The 18790-nt window shown below is 71.8% G+C and carries 16 protein-coding genes and 1 pseudogene; 11 read left to right on the top strand and 6 right to left on the bottom strand.

Annotated elements, in window-relative coordinates; translation table 11 throughout:
* Positions 1 to 20 precede the first annotated feature (20 nt).
* The 4 genes from ACFY2B_RS05680 to ACFY2B_RS05665 all read left to right on the top strand — a co-directional run bounded on the left by ACFY2B_RS05680 (position 21) and on the right by ACFY2B_RS05665 (position 4366).
* Positions 21 to 1922 (top strand): alkyl/aryl-sulfatase, encoded by a 1902-nt coding sequence (locus ACFY2B_RS05680; RefSeq protein ID WP_390761857.1) that lies wholly within the window; start codon positions 21 to 23, stop codon positions 1920 to 1922.
* Positions 1923 to 2211: 289 nt separating this feature from the next.
* The gene (locus ACFY2B_RS05675; protein WP_390761856.1) at positions 2212 to 2835 is read left to right on the top strand and encodes a DUF6230 family protein; all 624 of its coding nucleotides are present in this window, start codon (positions 2212 to 2214) and stop codon (positions 2833 to 2835) included.
* Positions 2836 to 2922: 87 nt separating this feature from the next.
* Complete coding sequence (locus ACFY2B_RS05670) at positions 2923 to 3459, top strand: DUF6114 domain-containing protein (RefSeq protein WP_390761855.1); 537 nt, start codon at positions 2923 to 2925, stop codon at positions 3457 to 3459.
* A 118-nt stretch (positions 3460 to 3577) separates the two neighbouring features.
* Entirely contained in the window at positions 3578 to 4366 is a 789-nt protein-coding gene (locus tag ACFY2B_RS05665; RefSeq protein WP_390761854.1) for a hypothetical protein, read from the top strand.
* 236 nt (positions 4367 to 4602) lie between these two features.
* Here ACFY2B_RS05665 and ACFY2B_RS05660 read toward each other — a convergent pair whose 3' ends face one another.
* Positions 4603 to 5625 carry an SDR family NAD(P)-dependent oxidoreductase gene (locus ACFY2B_RS05660; protein WP_390761853.1) on the bottom strand — a complete coding sequence of 341 codons (1023 nt, stop codon included), beginning with the start codon at positions 5623 to 5625 and terminating at the stop codon, positions 4603 to 4605.
* Between the two features lie 166 nt (positions 5626 to 5791).
* Here ACFY2B_RS05660 and ACFY2B_RS05655 point away from each other — a divergent pair, with 166 nt between their 5' ends.
* Positions 5792 to 6376, top strand: a complete 585-nt coding sequence (locus ACFY2B_RS05655; protein WP_390761852.1) for a TetR/AcrR family transcriptional regulator — start codon at positions 5792 to 5794, stop codon at positions 6374 to 6376.
* 202 nt (positions 6377 to 6578) lie between these two features.
* Complete coding sequence (locus ACFY2B_RS05650) at positions 6579 to 7298, top strand: TetR/AcrR family transcriptional regulator (protein ID WP_390761851.1); 720 nt, start codon at positions 6579 to 6581, stop codon at positions 7296 to 7298.
* Here the strand turns inward: ACFY2B_RS05650 and ACFY2B_RS05645 are convergent.
* Positions 7216 to 7683 (bottom strand): annotated as a pseudogene (locus ACFY2B_RS05645) (pyridoxamine 5'-phosphate oxidase family protein); the annotation flags it as partial. The gene ACFY2B_RS05650 and the pseudogene ACFY2B_RS05645 overlap by 83 nt on opposite strands.
* A 289-nt stretch (positions 7684 to 7972) precedes the next feature.
* On the opposite strand from ACFY2B_RS05645, the gene ACFY2B_RS05640 reads away from it, so the two are divergent.
* From ACFY2B_RS05640 to ACFY2B_RS05630, 3 genes are all read left to right on the top strand, one after another.
* On the top strand, positions 7973 to 10735 hold the full coding sequence (locus ACFY2B_RS05640; RefSeq protein WP_390761850.1) for a BTAD domain-containing putative transcriptional regulator: 2763 nt from the start codon (positions 7973 to 7975) through the stop codon (positions 10733 to 10735).
* Between the two features lie 67 nt (positions 10736 to 10802).
* Entirely contained in the window at positions 10803 to 11810 is a 1008-nt protein-coding gene (locus ACFY2B_RS05635) for a methyltransferase (protein ID WP_390761849.1), read from the top strand.
* Between the two features lie 255 nt (positions 11811 to 12065).
* Positions 12066 to 12884: a cyclase family protein gene (locus tag ACFY2B_RS05630; RefSeq protein WP_390761848.1), complete on the top strand. Its 819-nt coding sequence runs from the start codon at positions 12066 to 12068 to the stop codon at positions 12882 to 12884.
* A 118-nt stretch (positions 12885 to 13002) separates the two neighbouring features.
* Here the strand turns inward: ACFY2B_RS05630 and ACFY2B_RS05625 are convergent, their stop codons facing one another.
* Positions 13003 to 14445, bottom strand: coding sequence for an aldehyde dehydrogenase (locus ACFY2B_RS05625; RefSeq protein ID WP_390761847.1), 1443 nt, complete (start codon positions 14443 to 14445; stop codon positions 13003 to 13005).
* A 199-nt stretch (positions 14446 to 14644) separates the two neighbouring features.
* Between ACFY2B_RS05625 and ACFY2B_RS05620 the strand changes: the two genes are divergently transcribed.
* Complete coding sequence (locus ACFY2B_RS05620) at positions 14645 to 15133, top strand: TetR/AcrR family transcriptional regulator (RefSeq protein ID WP_390761988.1); 489 nt, start codon at positions 14645 to 14647, stop codon at positions 15131 to 15133.
* Between the two features lie 91 nt (positions 15134 to 15224).
* Here the strand turns inward: ACFY2B_RS05620 and ACFY2B_RS05615 are convergent, their stop codons facing one another.
* The 3 genes from ACFY2B_RS05615 to ACFY2B_RS05605 all read right to left on the bottom strand — a co-directional run bounded on the left by ACFY2B_RS05615 (position 15225) and on the right by ACFY2B_RS05605 (position 18009).
* A complete protein-coding gene (locus ACFY2B_RS05615) occupies positions 15225 to 15932 on the bottom strand; it encodes an alpha/beta fold hydrolase (RefSeq protein WP_390761846.1) in 708 nt (235 codons plus the stop codon).
* 308 nt (positions 15933 to 16240) lie between these two features.
* Entirely contained in the window at positions 16241 to 16822 is a 582-nt protein-coding gene (locus tag ACFY2B_RS05610) for a TetR/AcrR family transcriptional regulator (protein ID WP_390761845.1), read from the bottom strand.
* A 296-nt stretch (positions 16823 to 17118) separates the two neighbouring features.
* Complete coding sequence (locus tag ACFY2B_RS05605; protein WP_390761844.1) at positions 17119 to 18009, bottom strand: TIGR03620 family F420-dependent LLM class oxidoreductase; 891 nt, start codon at positions 18007 to 18009, stop codon at positions 17119 to 17121.
* 64 nt (positions 18010 to 18073) lie between these two features.
* On the opposite strand from ACFY2B_RS05605, the gene ACFY2B_RS05600 reads away from it, so the two are divergent.
* Positions 18074 to 18646, top strand: coding sequence for a TetR/AcrR family transcriptional regulator (locus tag ACFY2B_RS05600; RefSeq protein WP_390761843.1), 573 nt, complete (start codon positions 18074 to 18076; stop codon positions 18644 to 18646).
* Positions 18647 to 18790 lie beyond the last annotated feature (144 nt).

Raw genomic sequence — 18790 nt, 5'->3', positions numbered from 1 at the left:
CCGCCCGCAGGGAGATCCCGATGTCCCAGACCATTGACGGCAAGCCCGCCGAGCAGCAGATCTCCGGGGCCAACGCGGCGGTTCGGCAGCGGTTCGCCTTCGACGACACCCAGGACCTCAAGGACGCGCGGCGAGGTTTCCTGGGCACGGCGGAGAAAAGCGTGATCCGGGACCGCGACGGGCGTGCGGTGTGGGACCTCGACGCCTACGGGTTCCTCGGCAAGGACTGCCCGGACACGGCCAACCCGAGCCTGTGGCGGCAGAGCCGGCTCTGCTCCGGCCACGGCCTGTTCGAGGTGGCCGAGGGCATCTACCAGGTGCGCGGCTTCGACCTGTCGAACATGACGATCGTCGAGGGCGAGCGCGGCATCCTGGTGATCGATACGCTGCTGTCGGCCGAGACCGCGGCTGCGGCGCTGGCCCTGTACCGCTCCCACCGCGGTGACCGCCCGGTGAGCGCCGTGCTCTACACCCACAGCCACGCCGACCACTTCGGCGGGGTGCGCGGTGTCGTCACCGACGCGGACGTCGCGGGCGGCGTGCCGGTGTTCGCGCCGCACGGGTTCCTGGAGCATGCGGTCAGCGAGAACGTCTACGCGGGTACGGCCATGAGCCGCCGCGCCGCCTACATGTACGGCGCGGCCCTGCCGAAGGGCGGGCGCGGGCAGGTCGGTGCGGGCCTGGGGCAGACGACCTCGACGGGTGCGGTCGGGCTGATCCCGCCGACCGTGGACATCACCCATACCGGGCAGACGGAGACCGTCGACGGAATCCGGATGGTCTTCCAGCTGACCCCCGGCACCGAGGCACCGGCGGAGATGAACATCCACTTCCCCGACCGGGCTGCGCTGTGCATGGCGGAGAACGCCACCCATAACCTGCACAACCTGCTCACCCTGCGGGGCGCGCAGGTCCGCGACCCCCGGGTCTGGGCTCGCTACCTCACCGAGGCCATCGATCTCTTCGCGGGATCGAGTGACGTGGCGTTCGCCTCGCACCACTGGCCCACCTTCGGCCGCGAACACGTCATCGAGTTCCTGAGCGAGCAGCGCGACCTGTACGCCTACCTCCACGACCAGACGCTGCGCATGCTCAACCAGGGCCTGACCGGTCTGGAGATCGCCGAGCAGATGCAACTGCCCCCGGCGCTGGAACGGGCGTGGCACACCCACGGCTACTACGGCTCCGTCAGCCACAACACCAAGGCGGTCTACCAGCGCTACCTGGGCTGGTTCGACGGCAACCCGGCACATCTGTGGGAGCATCCGCCGGTCGAGTCGGCGCGGCGGTACGTGGAGTTCATGGGCGGCGCGGACGCAGTCCTGCGCCGCGCCCGCCGGTCCTTCGAGGACGGTGACTTCCGCTGGGTGGCCCAGGTCGTCGACCACGTGGTGTTCGCCGACCCCGGCAACGCCGAGGCCCGCACTTTGCAGGCCGACGCGCTCGAACAGCTCGGATACGGCAGTGAGAACGGCACCTGGCGGAACTTCTTCCTCATGGGCGCCCACGAACTGCGTCACGGCTCGGTCGGCACGCCCACCGTCACCGCCTCGCCCGACGTGGTGGCAGCCCTCTCCCTGGACCAACTCTTCGACGCCCTGGCCATCCGGGTGGACGGCCCGCGCAGCTGGGACGCGGACATCACCGTCCGCTGGAACCTGACCGACGGCGAGCAGCACACCCAGCGGCTGCACAACGGCGTCCTCACCCACGTCACCGGCACCGGGCCCGCGGCGGCCGACCCGGACATCGAGGTCACCCTCGCCGAGAGCGACCTGCGGGCCGTCCTGCTCGGCACGGTCGGCCCGGCCGACCTGGCGGGCCGGGACACCGTGAAGATCTCCGGTGACCCCGGCAGACTCACCGAACTCCTCGGTCACCTCGGCACCGCGGACCCGGACTTCGCCGTCGTCACCCCGTGAGCCGACTGCTCGGCGGGGCGCCGACCGGGCGGGTACGACGGCGGCGGGCACGGACGACCGTCATGAACCGCCCGTCCCGCCGCCCTGACCGGCACACGGTCTCGCGCCACTCGAACGGCCGGGTGCAGGCTGTCCTCCGAAAGGCCCAGGAGAAGTTGCATCACCCGCACGGCGGTCCTGACATGCAGCCGGTTGACCCACCCGGAAGCCTAGGATCCGTACCGGCCAACAGAACCATGTCCCTCTGACAAGGGAGGTGGGCGGGCTTTTTTCCACCGAGGGAGACGGGATGTCGCACCACGTCGGCAGAACCCGTTGGCGGCGCTTCGCGACCATCCTCGTGCCCGGCGTCGCGGTCTGCGCCGCCCTCGGCATCGCCATGGCCCAGGGCGTGCTCGCCGCCTCCTTCCTCATCTCCGGCCAGAGGTTCCAGGTCACCGCGAACACACTGACCGCCCGCGGAGTGAGCATCTACGGCATGGTGGACGTGGCCAAGAAGGGCGAGAAGGTGCCGGTCCTGGTCACCGGAGCCCGGCACGCCACCATCAGCGGCCTGTGCGAATCCGTACCGATGGACATCCCGGGCCTGGGCTCGCACACACTGCGGCTCACCGGCGGCAACGACCGCCCGGTCGAAGCGTCGAACTTGTTCCTCGACACGACCTTCGAGGCAGCGGGCCAGGCGAACTTCACGGACTTCGACATGGGCATCGCACAGGGGGAGATCACCAAGGGACCGATCAACCCGGGCGACCGGGACTCGCGCTTCTTCGACCCCAGCGGCTTCGGGCAGCAGGCCGCTGCGGTCTCCATGACCGACGTACGGGTGACCGCCGTCGCGGTCTCCGCCGGCACGTTCAATGTTCCCGGCCTGCGCGTCCAGATCGAGCAGGGCGACCACACATGTTTCTGACCCTCGTCCGCCGAACACCCCGAGCGGACTCCCGCACCCGCCGCACACGGCCCCCGGCGCACACCGCACCGCTGATCAGGACGGCACGTGATCACCAGCAACTTCCGCAGGCACCCCCGACCGCGCGGCACAGCGGCACGCGCCCGGTACAGGTTCAGAACCTGGCGCGGTGAACGTCCCTTCTGGGCCGGTCTCTTCACCTTGCTGGCGGGCCTGCCCATCCTGTACTGGCCCTACGCGCACCTCGACCTGGCCGGGATCCCGCTGGCCCTGTCGACCACCTCCGGAGCCGGATCCCTGATCATCGGGACTCTGCTCATCACCCAGGGCCTCACCCTCTGGTACCGCCGGCACCTGCGCATGTTCGCCGGGATCGCCACGCTCCTGCTCACCCTCGTCTCCTTTCCCGTCGCGAACTTCGGCGGCCTCTTCCTCGGACTGGCCTGCGGCCTGCTCGGCGGCTCCCTCGCCTGCTCCTGGATCCCGCCCGACGCCACCGAACCGACGACACCAACGACAGCGACAACACCGACAACACCGACAACATCGACAACATCGACAACAGCAACGGCCAACCGCGCCTCCGAGGCCGTTCCCACGGGAGATTCCCGACGTGGCGACTGACCACCACAGCACGCGGCCCACGGGCTCGCCCCAGCCCCGGCCCCGCCCTTCGGGCCGCCCCCGGCGACCCGTCCTCGCGCTCGGCCGACCGCTCCGGCCCCTCGCCTGCGCGCTTGCCGTGACCGTCGTGCCCCTGGCCCTGCACTTCCCCACCCCCGGGCCGGCCGATCCCTTCTCCCCCCGTGGCGACACCGACAGACCCATGGCGCTGCCGAGTTTCCTGCCGCGCCCCACGCCCACCGCACCGCCGGAGCCGGACACCACACCGTCCGCCACGAGCACCGTCCCGGACCCGGCCCGTGTCTCGCCGCTCCTCCCCGGACCCGGCCGGCCGTCCGCACCCACCGCGCACACCTCCGCGCACACCCGGCCGGCCACCGCAAAGCCCTCGGCGACGCCCTCCCCCGCACCCCTCGACCGGCTGCCCGCCCGCCCCGCGAACACCTCGTGGGTCCTGCGCGCCGACCGGCTCGTCCTCCGCTCGCTCCACTTCCACGGCGTGGTCACCGTGCGCACCGCGACCGGGTCCGTCCGGGTACTGAAGTTCACCGCGCGCTCGGTGGACGCCACCGCCCTCGATCTGGCCACGCACGGCGACGGCGGACGCACGGCGATGCGGCTGTCGGCCGGGCGCGGAACCACGTCGACGCTCACGGGCCCCGGCAGCGACGGCGTGGTGACCCTCTACGTCCGCAAGCTGTCCGGCAGGGTCACGGCCCTCGGCGGCGGCCCGCTCCCCGCGGACCGCACCGTCACCATCGCCCCCGACGCCGTACCCAGCTGGCTGGCGCACCAGGCCGCCCCCACCCGCACGATCACCTTCACCGACGCGGCCGTGTCCCCTCTCGCCCAGTTCGGCGGCAACCTGTCGATCACCGGGCCGCGGCTCCACGCCCGACCCGGATGACCGACGGGCCGGTCACCCCGAGGGCCACGTCCTGTACGTATATTTCCCGCGACCGGGCAGCACGGACGACGAAGCGCTGCGCGGCCTCGCCCGAGAATCCTGCGCAGGCCGCCCGACGGTCCGGCGGTACGTCGGTGGGCGGCGCCTGCGCACTCCCTGGGCCCCCTGGGCCGGACGGACTCCCTCGGCCTTCCACGCCAGGCAGCTCATGGACGAACGGCCCTGGCATCGCCCGGTCAAAGCCCGGCAGCCGCCGCTTCGTCGGCCGCGGAGCCCGCGGCGCTGCCGAGCAGGTCGAGGGAGATCTGCCACAGGCGGGCCGCGTTGTGCGGGTCCACGGCGTGGGCGGCCACTCCCCGGCGCACACCGGGCCGGTGCGGGCCGGCCTCGTCGCAGTCCTCGAAGTACCGTCCGGTCACGCCCTCGACCAGCGGGGAGGCGGCGAGCAGGACCGAGGTCGCGGCGCCCTGCTCGATGGTCTTCCAGGACACGTCGGTGCTGGTGGGGTCGAAGGAGGCCGGGCTGTCGGAGATGTCCGCGATGTGGCGGCCGAGGCGGGTGCTGGTGATCCGGCCGGGGTTGAGCGCGTTGACGGCGATCAGGTCGGGCGCCCAGCGACGGGCGGCCTCGACGGCGAACAGGACGTTGGCGGTCTTGGACTGGCTGTAGGCCGCCCATGGATCGTAGGGATGCTGTTCGAAGTCGATGTCGTCGAAGAGCACGTCGCCGTTGACGTGACCGACCGAGCTGACGACGGCCACGCGCGCGCCGTGGGCCGCCGCCAGGGCGCCGTGCAGGCCGGTGGCGAGGGCGAAGTGGCCGAGGTGGTTGGTGGCGAACTGCATCTCCCAGCCCTCCTCCGTCCGCTCCAGCGGCGAGGCCATCACGCCGGCGTTCAGGACCAGGATGTGCAGCCCTCCTCGCCATGCCTCCGCGAAGGCGCGTACCGAGGTCCGGTCGGCGAGGTCGAGCAGCGCGGCGCGCACCGATCCCGGACCGTCTGCCGGGGCGATCTCCTCGGCGGCCCGTGCGCCTGCGGCCAGGTCCCGGACGCCGATGACGACTTCGGCGCCGGCGGCGGCCAGGACACGCGCGGTTTCGCGTCCGATGCCGGACGCTCCCCCGGTGACGACGGCACGCCTGCCGCTGAGGTCGACACCGGTCAGCACCTCGGCGGCGGTCGTCTGCGCGCCGAAGGGGGTCGTGATGAGGTCGTCCGTCATGTGGTTCTCCGTGCGGGCGGTGGAAGTGGTGGACATGAAGGCGGCGGAATCGGGTGCGGCGGAATCGGGGCGGTGAGCCGCGTGGCCGGTGGCACGCGGGCACGGGCCCGCCGTACGCTTCTGTCTCCATTCGGAACTGGTTCCGGTTCGAGAGTAAGCGGAACCAGTTCCGGTTGCAAGTGCGGAGGGAAAGGGAGGACGAGTGACCGGCCACGAGGGGGGCGCAGCGCGGCACCGCAGGCCGCTGCGCGCCGACGCGCAACGCAACGAGGACCGACTGCTGGAGGCAGCAGCGGCCGCCTTCGCCCGCGAGGGGGCGGGTGCCTCGGTCAAGGACATCGCCCGCGTGGCCGGCGTCGGCATCGGCACGCTCTACCGCCGGTTCCCGTCCAAAGAACTGCTGATCGAGGCGGTCTACCGGCAAGAAGTGCAGCGCCTGTGCGAGGTGGCACCACACCTCACGACGACATTGCCGCCGGTGGACGCGCTGCGGACCTGGATGGAACAGTTCATCGACTTCATGGCCGCCAAGCAGGGCATGGCCGACGCGCTGGCCGTGGTGCTGACCGACGACAGCGAGAGACTGCACACCCGGGCGCTGCTCGCCGACGCCATCACCCATCTGCTCACCGCCCTGGCGGACCAGTCCGTGGCGCGCTCAGGGGTCGGTGCCCAGGACGTGCTGATGGCCCTCGGCGGGATCAGCCTCATGGCCGCCAGCGAGGAACAGCGTGAGCTGGCCTCCCGCCTCATCGACCTGCTCCTGCACGGCATCGTGACGCCCTGAACCGTGAACCGGCCCCGCGGGCGACGGCGGGGCGAGACCGCCGCCCGCCGGTGCCGGCCCGGAGAACCACCACAGGGTCCACCGGGCGCCAAGTTCCCACAAGGCACCAGACGCCGAGTACCCCTACGGCACCGGACCCCAAGTGCCCCTATGGCACCGGACGCCATCGGAACACCCCGTCCGTTTGGCTACAGTGAGAACGGTGACGAACCATGAGCCGCACTCCCTGCGTTCCGACGCCCGGGACAACCGCGAGCGCATCCTCGGTGCGGCCCGCGCGATCTTCGCCGAGCAGGGGTTGGACGTGGCGATGCGCGAGATCGCGCGGCGCGCCGAGGTCGGCCCCGCAACCCTCTACCGGCACTTCCCGACCAAGGAGGCGCTGGTCACCGAGGTGTTCTCCGAGCAGATGGCGGTCTGCGCCGCTCTCGTCGACGAGGGGCTGGCCGATCCGGACCCTTGGCACGGCTTCTGCCGGGTGATCGAGAGAGTGTGTGAGATGCACGCACGGGACCGGGGCTTCACCGCGGCTTTCGTCTCGGCCTTCCCCCGCGCGATCGACTTCACCGCGGCCCGGGAGCAGGCGCTGGGCAAGGTCGCCGAACTCGCCCGCCGGGCCAAGGCGACGGGCAAGCTGCGTCCGGAGTTCGTCCTGGACGACCTGGTCATGGTGTTCATGGCCAACGGCGGCATCCGGACCGCCTCCCCCGCCACCGCGGTGGCCGCCTCGCGCCGCTTCGCCGCGCTGCTGATCCAGGGCATGCAGGCCGAGCCGGTCATCCCACCGCTGCCCCCGGCGGTCCGCATGCCGCTGATGGCGGTCGTCCAGGGCAGCCCTGGACCAGCCACTTCCCGTCGCGCATCAGGGTCCGTCCGGCCATCTCGGGAACCGTTCCCCACGCCTGTAGCACCTGCGGAGTGACCTGGAAGAAAACGTACGAGGGGTGGTCCTCGCGAGGGTCCCAGCCGTCCTTGGCGGCGAAGGCGTCGCCGACCTCGGCCGGAAGCTCCTCGCGGGTCAGCATGCGCGCGACGCCGTGGATCAGGACCACGTCCCGGCTATGGCCGAAGCTGAGCCGGACCCGGCCAGAGGAGCACAGGTTGCGCCCGGTCGGGTTGGTGTCGCGGGTGGACAGCCACACCGCCTCGCCGTCCCACCAGAAGGCCAGCGGAACGAGGCACGGCTCGCCGGTGGCGTCGGCCGTGGCGACCCATACGTCGTTGTCCCGGGCGAGCCGTTCAAGCGCCTCGCGCTTGCGCTGCTCCGCACTACGGGGGCCGCTGGGCTGAGAGTCAACTGCCGTCATGTGGGGAGGTTATGGCGCGCGGCGCCCTGCCACATCCGGCGGCGGACCTACGTCGCACGGCGGAGGGCCGCCCTCGCACTGGGTGTACTCGAACAGCCCCGACGCAGCAGCGGGCGTGCCAGTGCCAGGCAGGACTTTCGATACACGCCAAAGGACCTCGATCCACTTTGGCAACGGATCCTGGTACCAACGCCGTTGAGCCGGGGCGGCGTTGCGTGTCGCCCGCGCACATCGATCATCCGGCGGTGGACGAGAATACGCACATGCCGCGGTCCGAGGGAGGTGCCGGATGATCCGGGTGGAGGTGCTCGGGCCGTTCGCCGTACGGCGTGACGGGGCCGAGGTGCCGCTCGGACCACCACAGCAGCGCGCCCTGTTCGCCGCGCTGGTGCTGGCCCGCGGCGTACCCCTGTCGGCGACCACGCTGGCCGCCGGCATCTGGGACGGCGAGGCACCGGCCAGCGCCGTCGCGGTCATCCGCAAGTACGTGCACCATCTGCGCCGCCTGCTCGGCGGCGAGCTGACCATCGCATCGTCCCGGCGGGGTTACGCGCTCACGCTCGCCCCCGGGATGCTCGACGCGGACGACTTCTCCCGCGCCGTCCACGCGGCGGACCGGGCGCGCGCCGCCGGTGACCTCGACACCGCCGGGGGCCGGCTGCGCGAGGCGCTGGCGCTGTGGCGTGGGCCCGCGCTGACCGGCGTGACCGGCCCCGGCGCGGACCAGCACCGGCCGGTGCTCGACGGACAGCACCTGGCGGCGCTGCGCAGCCGGCTGGAGATCGACCTCGAACTGGGCCGCGAGCAGCGGATCCTGCCGGAACTGCGGTCCCTGGCGGACGCCCATCCGCTGGACGAGCACCTGCGGCTGCTGCTGATGACGGCGCTGTACCGGTGTGGCCGCCAGGCAGAGGCGATCGCCTCCTATCAGGAGTGCCTGAAGCTGCTCCGCGACGACCTGGGGGTGGATCCGGATCCCCGGTTGCGGGAGCTGTACGGCCGGATCCTGCACGCCGACGAGACGCTGCTGCCCACCTCGGCCGTTCCCTCCGTACCGGCGCAGCCGCCCACCCCGGTCGTCCCCTCCGTACCGGCGCAACTGCCCGCCCCGAGCGCGGCGTTCGTCGGCCGGGCGAAGGAACTGGAGCGGATGGAGGCTCTGTCGGACGGCGGCGTCGTGGTGATCTCCGGGATGGCCGGGGTCGGCAAGACCACGCTCGCGCTGCACGGTGCGCACCGGATCGCCGAGCGGTTCGGCGACGGCCACCTCTACGCGGACCTGCACGGATTCGGCCCGGGACGGGAACCGACGCCGCCCGGGGAGATCCTCGACCGGTTCCTCCAGGCACTCGGGGTCGCGCCCGCCGACGTACCCGACGATCTCGCGGTCCGCGCCGGGCTGTTCCGCACGCTGACCACCGGGCGGAGGCTGCTGATCCTGCTGGACAACGCCGCCGGGGCCGACCAGGTGCGCGACCTGCTCCCCGGCGCCGGGCCCGGCCTGGTCGTCATCACCAGCCGGGGGACCCTTCCGACGCTGCTCGCCCGCGTCGGCGCCCGGTTGCTGGCGCTGCGGCCGCCGAAGGACGAGGAGGCGCTGGCGCTGCTCGCGGCGCGGGTCGGTACGGACCGGACGCGCGCCGAGCCGGTCGCCGCCCGCGAGATCGTCGCCGGTACCGGCGGCCTGCCGCTGGCGCTGGCCGTGGTCGCGGCACGGGCCGTGGCACAGGAGCACCTGCCGCTGTCCGCGATCGCCGCCGAACTGCACGACGCGCACGGCACGCTGGACGCCTTCGGCGGTGCCGGTGATGTGCGCGCGGTTCTTTCCTGGTCGTACCGCGCGCTCGAACCGGCGGCCGCGGACGCGCTGCGCGTCCTCGGCACGCACCCCGGCCCGGACGTGACCGTCGCGGCGGCGGCGAGCATGCTGGCACTGCCCGAGCGGCACACCCGAGCGCTGTTGCGCGCGCTGGTCGAAGCGGCGCTGCTGGTCGAGCACCGAACGGGCCGGTTCGCCGCGCACGACCTGGTCCGCGCGTTCGCCTCCGAGCTGCCGTGGCCCGGTGACCAGGAGCGCCGGGAGGCTGTGCACCGGCTGCTCGACCACCACCTGCACACCGCGGAGCAGGCGATGGCGGCCGTCTTCACGGGCCGGCCGAGGATCGCGCTCCCGCCGGCGCTGCCGGGCGTGGTGGTCTCGGCACCACCGCCGAACGCCGCCTTGTGGTTCGTCGACGAGCATCCGACGCTGCTGGCCGCGCACGACCTCGCCCACCGCGACGGGTTCGACGGGCACTCGTGGCGGCTGGCCTGGGCGCTGCGCGACTTCTTCAGCCGGCACGGCCTCTGGCATCACCTGCAAACGTCCCAGCACCTCGGGTTGGCGGCGGCGCGGCGCCTGGGAGACCGGCTCGCCGAGGCGCACTCCCGGCGTGGGCTGGCGCTCGTGGAGTCGAACATGGGCCGGTACTCCGCCGCCCGTGAGCAGCTACGGGAGGCGGCCGGGGCGTTCGAGGCGGCGGGGGCGAAGGAGTTCCTGGCCGAGACGTACCGCTTCGAGATCTGGGTCCTGGACCGCGCCGCCGAGCACGAGAGCCAACTCAAGTCGGCGCAGGACCTGTTGGACCTGTATCCGCTCGCCTCCGGCGCGAGGCACCGGGCCTGGGCGCTCAACGCGGTGAGCTGGTCCCAGGTCCGGCTCGGCCGTTTCGGCCCCGCGCTCGAACACGCCGAGGCGGCGCTCGCGCTCGGCGACGGCCTCGGGCCGTACTCGCTGGCCGACACCTTGCACACGCTCGGCAGCGCGCAGGCCGGGCTCGGCGACCACGAGGCGGCACAGCGGAGCTTCACCCGCTCGGCGGACAGCTACCTCCGGCTCGGCGCCCACGCCCACGCCGTGGTCGCGCTGCGCGCGCTGGGCGACGTGCACCGCGACGCGGGGCGGCGCGACCTGGCCGACGCGGCCTACCGGCGGGCGCTCGCGGTGGCGGAGGAGACCGACGACCCGAGGGCGGCGGCGATCAGCGGGGAACTGGCCGTCTATCGGACGTGAACGGTACGGGAACCGGCCGCTGTGAGGGTGGACGCGTCACCGTTCTCCCCGGAAGGACCGACCGCGCATGTCCGCACCCACCCCACCCCCCGGCGTCGTGATGACGCAGTTGCTCGCAGGCTTCCAGGTCTCGCAGGCGCTGTACGTCGTCGCGAAGCTGGATGTCTGCACCCTGCTGGACGACGGCCCCCGCACCGTCGCCGACCTCGCGGAGCACAGCGGTGTGCCGGCGGACCCGCTCGGTCGGCTGATCCGCACGCTGACCATGGTCGGTGTGTTCCGCAGCGAGGGCGATCTGGTGGCCACCACGCCGCTGGGCGCGCTGCTGTCCCGCAACCACCCGGCATCGCTGGCGGGCGCGGCCGAGCTGTGGATGGAGACGCACTACGGCCCGTTCGGCGGTCTGCTGGAGACGGTCAGGTCCGGCGTGCCGGGGGCGACGCAGTACTTCGGCAAGCCGTTCTTCGAGTGGCTGTCCGAGGACCAGGAGCGGTCGGCACTCATGACCCGCGCCATGGCGAATGTGACCGGTGCCCTGCGGGAGGGCGTGTTCGACGGATACGACCTCCCGCCCGGCCGGGTCGTGGCGGACATCGGCGGCGCCGACGGTTCGGTGCTGGTGCAACTGATCGCGGACCGGCCGGAGCGTACGGGCGTCATCCTTGACCTCCCGCCGGTCGAGCCGGCGGCCACCGCACACCTCGCGGAGCGGGGCCTGGACGACCGGATCACGTTCACGGCGGGTGACTTCTTCGAGTCGGTGCCGGCGGCCGACGTCTACGTGCTCAGCTTCGTCCTGCACGACTGGGACGACGACTACGCCGTACGCATCCTGGAGTCGATCCGGAAGGCCGCGAACCCGGGCGCCCGCCTGCTGGTGCTGGAGGGCGTGATCCCGCCGGGCGACACGCCCCACATGATGAAGATGGTGGACCTGACCATGCTCGGCATGCTGCCGGGCCGGGAGCGGACCGAGCCGGAGTTCCGCACGCTGCTGGAACGGGCCGGGTTCACCTTCGACGGCGTCGTGCCCACCTCGACCGTCTTCTCGATCGTCGAAGCGTCCGTGGACTGACGCCGGCTTCGGACCGCCCCGGGCAGGACGATACCCAGGTCCTGCCCTGGTCCTGCCCGGGGCTTCGAAGGTGCCGACGATGCGGGAGACGGCCGGACGGAATCCCACGGGGCCGCGGCACACCCATGGGAAAGGGCGCACGGCCCGTTCCGGTAGGTTCACCGCCATGGGTACGGAACCGCAGAACGACGTCACCGGACCGGCCAACGAGCCGGAATTCCCGAGCAATTGGGGCCGATGGGGTGCGGGCGACGAGTGGGCACGCTCAACCTGATCTCCGAGGAGGCCCGGGCCAGGGGCGCCGCGGAGGCCCGTACCGGGCGAGCGGTCTCGCTGGCCCAGCCGATCCAGCCGGCACCGCTCGTCAGCGGGCCCTTCGCGCCCACCACCCGCGACGTCTCGCCGGTCCAGCAGTTGATGCAGTACACCGGGGGCGCACCCGCGACGGCGGACATGATGCTGGTGGCCAACCACCACGTGCGCTCGACCCACCTCGACGCCCTGGGGCACCAGATCGTGGACGGCCAGGTCTACCCGGGTCGTCCCCTCGCCCAGAGCGTGACACCGGCCGGCGTGCTGCACGGTTCCACGGCGGCCTTCGCCGCCGGGATCGCCACCCGGGGTGTCCTGCTCGACCTGGCCTCCGACGGCCCGCTGCCCATGGGGCACCCGATCACCTCGGCGGACTTCGAAGCGGCCGAGGCCCGCCAGGGCGTACGGCTGGAGTCCGGGGACGCCCTGGTGGTGCGCTGCGGGTGGGTCTACGCCATCGACCCCGCAAGGCCGATGCCGGGCATCAGCCTGGACGCGGTGCGGTGGATGCACCGGCGCGGCGTGTCCCTGTACGCCGGCGACCTCGGCGACGCCCACCCGCCGCTGGATCCCGCCGTTCCCGGACCGCTGCACCGTGTCGCTCTGCCGCTGCTGGGCATGCCCCTGATCGACGTCGCGGAGCTGACGGAACTGGCCGCTGTCTGCGGGGAGTCGAACCGCTACGCCTTCCTGCTCACGGTGGCACCGCCACGCATCCACGGCCTGACCGGCGTCCCGGTCAATCCGCTGGCGATCTTCTGACGGACACCACTCCTGCGTCGCCTGCGACCAGCACCCCGTCGCCGTGGCGACAGCCGTCGCCCCGGCCGCCGACGGAGGCGGCCGGGGCGGGAGCCGGGGGCCGTACCCAGGCACCGGGTCAGACGGTGATGGTCTTGTACTCGGTGTAGGTGCCGAGGCCGACCGCGCCGTACTCCCGGCCGATACCGCTGGCCTTGAAGCCGCCGAACGGGCCGTCGAAGGCGACGGAGGCGCCGTTGACCGTGAGGGTGCCGGTGCGGATGCGGCGGGCGACGGCCAGCGCGTGCTCCTCGTCGGCGGACCAGACGCCACCGGAGAGACCGTACTCGGAGTCGTTGGCGATACGGACGGCGTCGTCCTCCCCGTCGTAGGCGATGACGACCAGGACCGGGCCGAAGATCTCCTCCTGGGCGATACGCATGGAGTTGTCGACGTCGGCGAAGACGGTGGGCGTGACGTAGTTGCCCTGCTCCAGGCCCTCGGGGAGCTGCGGGCCGCCGGTGACCAGGCGGGCGCCCTCGTCGATGCCGAGCTGGATGTAGCTGCGTACGCGTTCCTGCTGGTCGGGGCGGATCATCGGGCCGATGAAGGTGTCGGGGTCGCCCGGGTCGCCCACCTTCAACGACTCCACCAGTTCCTTCAGCGCGGTCACGACCTCCTCGTACCGCTCACGCGGGGCCAGGATGCGGGTCTGCGCGATGCACGACTCGCCGTTGTTGAGCAGTGAGCCGAACCTCACCCCCGCGACGGCCTTGTCGATGTCGGCGTCCGGCAGGATGACGGCGGCGGACTTGCCGCCCAGCTCCAGGCTGACCCGCTTGAGCTGCTCGCCCGCGATCGCGGCGATGCGGCGGCCGGCGCGCGTCGAGCCGGTGAAGGCGATCTTGTCGACGTCCTGGTGCGAGACCAGGTACTCGCTGGTCTCCCGGTCGGCGGGCAGCACGCTGATCACGCCTTCGGGCAGGCCCGCCCGCTCCACCAGCTCGGCCAGGAAGCCCATGCTCAGCGAATTCTCCGGGGACACCTTGAGGACCACGGAGTTGCCGGCCAGCAGGGCGGGGATGATCTTCGAGGTGGCCGAGGAGAACGGCGAGTTCCACGGGATGACCGCGGCGACGACGCCGACCGCCTCACGGCGCACCACGCTGCGCACCGGGGACGCCGGGTCGGAGGGCACCAGCGTCTCCTCCCAGCCGAACTCCTCCGCCGCCTTCAGATAGGCGTTCGCCTGGCGGGTCAGGCCGGGTTGTCCGGCCCGGGTGAACCACCCCGCCGAACCGTTCTCCAGCGAGATCAGGTGCGCGATCCGCTCCGCGTTCTCCTCGCGCAGCGTGTTGAACCGGCGCAGGACCGCGATCCGTTCCGCCGGCGGTGTGTCACGCCAGACACCGGCGTCGAACGACGCCCGTGCCGCTGCCACCGCGCGGTCGATGTCCGCCGGCTGCGCCTGTGCGGCGGCACCGACCACCGACCGGTCGTGCGGCGAGGCGATGTCGAGCAGTTCCGGGTTGCTCGGCTCGACCCAGGAACCTCCGATGAAAAGCCGGTCGTAGGTGATCACGTGCAGTCTCTCTTCCGGTGCTTTCGTTTCAGTCAGCTCGAACGCGCCATCCAGACGCCACATCAATGTAGCACTTAGGCTTGTTAGCTGCACTTGAGAGTTGCTCTAATGCCTCGATCCTCATCATCTGAGTTACCCTTCCAGGGTGAGAGCCGACGCAGCACGCAATCTGCAAGCCGTCATGACCACCGGTGCACGTATGCTCGCCGCCGACCCCGGCGCGAGCATCGCGAGCATCGCCGCCGAGGCGGGCGTCGACCGGCGCACCGTCTACCGGCGCTTCGCCTCCCGCGAGGACCTCCTCGCCGCCGTCCACGAAGCCCGGCTCACAGCCATCGAGCAGGCCATCGAGGACGCCCGGCTGCGCGAGGCACCCGTCGCCGTCGCCCTGCACCGCTACGTCGAGAACATCATCACCGTCAACCGCACCTGGCCGGTCGACCTCACCCGCATGCTCACCGACGACACCGTCCGCCGGCGCCGCGACACGTCCGTCCGGAAAGTCGACGACTTCCTGCGCCGCGCCACCCACGAGGGACTACTGCGCCCCGGACTCCCGGAGGGTTGGGTGGGCGCGCTCCTGCCCCAGCTGATGCACCTGGTGTCCCGGCAGTTGCCGGAGCTGAGCCCCGGGCAGGCCGCCGACGTCGTCGTGGACACCCTGCTGCACGGAGCCGGAGCGTCCTGACACACCTACGGCCACGGAGACACGTATGCAGGTGGTCGGCCGGTCGGGGCGCACCGTCGGCGGCAGTCGTCCGCTGCCGTCGTACTGAGCGCTATCGGGCTCGGCCGGTGGTCAGAAACGTATCGATGGCCGCGAAAGTCTCCGCGGGCTTCTCCCGGGTGGGGACATGACCGGCCCCGGGCAGGACAGTGAATTGGGAGTGGGGGAACGCGGAGGCGTAGATGCGGCCGAACTCGGTGCCGACGACGGGGTCGTGCTCTCCCCACAGCACCAGAGTGGGGATTTCCACGGCTGAGAGCCGGGGCAGCAGGGACTCGTCGCCCTTGGTGGGATCGATGTAGGTGCGCAATGCGGCCACGGAGGGCGGTTCTTCGCCCTGTCCCGGCCGCCGGGGCACCTGGATGGGGTGCCCGGGGATCTCCGGTCCGATGGCGTCGATGAGGATGAGCCGGTCGATGGTGTGCGCCTGGTCGCGGATGGCCATCTCGGAGGCGATCCAGCCGCCGAAGGAGTTGCCGATGACGGCCGCGCCCTGCGGGGCGAACTCGGCCAGTACGTCGAGGTAGGCGTCGGCGAGGTCGCCGATGCCGCTGAACCAGTTGGGACGCGGTGCGTCTTCCCATCCGGGGTGGATCGGGGCGAGGACCCGGTGATCGCCCGAAAGGTGATCGATGAGCGGGTCCACGCCCTCCGGGCCGGATCCCCCGTGCAGGATCAGCACCGGGTGGCCCTGCCCGGAGTCACGGATGGTCAGCGGGAAGCCGTCGTCTGCGGGGTAGAGGTGTTCAAGGACGTTCATCGTCTTGCTCCTGGCTGTCAGTCGGGTGGTGCGGGAGGCCGCCGCGCGTGCGCGGGCCGCTCGGATCAGGCGTCGGTGCGACTGCACGGAGTTTTGGGGCGAAGGCACGGAGTTCCTGGGACGAAGGCCGTAACAGGCGGTGGCTTCGAACCCATGGACGTGGAGGATGCGCGCGGATCATGCGCCGCCGGGGCCGCTGACGTGCGCGCCGTCGGTCGATGGCGTGCCGGTCCTGGTGATGTGCCGGTGCGGAGCACGCCGTTTGGTGGTGATCGGACGGGATTGTCGCGGTACGAAGGGCGCAGGGTCTACAGGTCGGGCCAGCCGCGCCGCAGGTGCGCGAAGGCTGTCTCCAGCGATGCGCGGGAGTGGCGGTCGGCACCGATCAGGTCGGGCAGTTCCAGTACGTAGCGTGCGAGCAGCCGCAAGGAGACGTCCTGAGGATCACGTCCGCTCTCCTCGGCGAGCAGCCCTGTCAGGCTGCCTTCGCAGCCCATCCACAAGGAACGGGCGTGTGCCCGCAGTACCGGCGTCGAAATGATCAGCTCGCGCTTCCGCTGCTCCTCCGGCGACAGGCTTTCGGCGAAGGCGCCCCGGTTGGCCAGGTAGGTCTCAAGGGCGTCAAGGGCCGACATTCCGGCCGGCCGTTCGGTGAGTGCGGCCTCCAGCGCCTCGCGTCGCTCGGTGCCGTCGTCGAAGATCAAGGCTTCCTTGCCCGCCGGGAAGTGTGCGAACAGGGTTGCCAGGGCCGTATCGGCCTCGTCCGCCACTTCGGCGACCGTGACGCCGTCGTAGCCACGCTCCAGGAACAGCCTCAAGGCGGCGCCGGACAGTGCCTTGCGGGTCGCCGCCTTCTTGCGCTCACGGCGCCCGGGTACCTGCGTGATCATGCCTCGACCCTACATCACAGCCAGAGTGACTTGAAGGTCGGAGTCGACGCATTTCTGAAGTGACTATAGATTTGTGGTGGGGGTGGGGCGCGGTAGTCGGTCGGGTCCTCGGCGGTGACGTCGGCGTGCTGCTTGGGCAATCCGGCGAGCAGGGACACGAAGTCGCCGACGTGGCCGGCGCCGAGGTTGTCGCGCCGCCGGACCGCGGTGGCGCGGTGGCAGTCGACGATCCCGAACCGGCCGGCACGGCGCCCGGATCCATGCTGCGGGCGAGCTCGCCGAGGCGGTCCGCTGTGTCAACCGCGCAGCGCCAGCGCCTCCGCCAGCCGCGCCCAGTCGGCCCGGGGAGGTGTGACCAGGTCGGGACCGAGTACCTGGACGCACACCGTGTCCGCGCCTGCCGCCAGATGCTCGTGGATCCGCCGCACCGTCGCCTCCAGGCCGCGCGGCACCATCGCCTCGGCCAGCCTCGGGCTGCCGCCCCGGGTGAAATCGGCCTCGCCGAAGCCCTGTCTCAGCCAGGATGTCCGGTAGTTCGGCAGGCCGGTGTAGATCTCCAGGTGCTCGTGCGCCCGGCTCTGCCAGACCTGCGGGTCGGGGTCGAGCACCGCGGCCTGCTCGACCGCCAGCAAGGGCCCGTTGCCCGGCTTGCCGCCCAGGGTCTCGCGAGCCATGGCCGTGTGTTCGGGCAGGACGAGGTAGGGGTTCGCGCCGTCGGCCCGGTCACGGCTCAGCCCCAGCATCCGCGGGCCGAGCGCGGCCAGCACCCGGGGCGGCAGCCGGTCTTCGCCGGGGACGCCCGCGGGGGCGGCGTCCAGCGCGTCCAGGTAGGCCGACATCGCCGCCACCGGCCTGCCGTAGTTGTGGCCACGCATCCCTTCGACCAGCGGCGCGTGGGACACGCCGAGCCCGAGCACGAACCGCCCCGGATACATGGCGTGCAACGTGCGCGCCGCGGCCGCGGCGGCCACGGCGTCCCGCCCGTAGATGCTGGCGATGCTCGTGCCGACGACCATCCGCCGCCCGGCCGCCAGATACACCTGTGCTGCGGTCAGCGCCTCGCGGCCGAACGCCTCGCCGAACCACAGCGACCCCCAGCCCTGCTCATCGAGGTCAGCCACCACCTCCCGGGCCTCCGGCAACGGCAGCGCGTCGAGCACACCGGTCCAGATCCCGACACTTCCCAAGGTCAACTCCATACCACCAGCATTATGCAGACCGGTCTAGTACGTCAAGGATAGAATCGGCGCCGTGAGGACGAACGCGCGTGACCGCATCATCAGTACTGCCGCACGCCTCTTCCGGGAACGCGGCGTGACCGGCACCGGCGTGCTGACCGTGCTGGCCGAGGCGCAGGCACCCCGCGGATCGCTGTACCACCACTTCCCGGGAGGCAAGGACCAACTCGTCGTGGCGGCGTTGCGTTACGAGTCCGACCGGGTGACCGGGCAACTGCGCGCGCTGCTCGCCGAGGACGTGGACGAGTCGACCGCGCTGACCCTGTTCGCCGAGGCGCTCGCCACGGACCTGGAACAGAGCGGCTTCCGCCTCGGCTGTCCGGTGAGCACCGCCACGTTGGAACTGGCCAGCGACAACGACGAGATACGCACCGTGTGCTCGGCCACCTATCAGGCATGGACCCGGCTGGTCGCCGACCACTTGCTCCGCCGCGGCTTCGACGCGTCCGCCGCCGACGCGCACGCCGAACTGGTCGTCGCCGCCTTCGAGGGGGCCCTCCTGCTCGCCCGGGCCGCCCGGAACGCCGACGCCCTGCGCCGCGTCGCCAAGAGCCTGTCCGGCTACGCCGCCGAGCTGCGACGGTAGCCGACCGCCCGGCGCGGAGCCGCTGGGGCTACGGAGAGAAGCGGCCCCGCCGGTCGAACGGGCTACCCGGCCACCCGGCCACCCGGCCACCCGGCCACCCGGCCACCCGGCCACCCGGTGCCAACTCCCTGCGGTCCGGCCGGA

This window comes from Streptomyces sp. NPDC001270 (assembly GCF_042896695.1).
GTDB lineage: Bacteria > Actinomycetota > Actinomycetes > Streptomycetales > Streptomycetaceae > Streptomyces.
The sequence above is the reverse complement of the archived record's forward strand: the minus strand, read 5'-3'. Positions and strand labels throughout refer to the sequence as shown.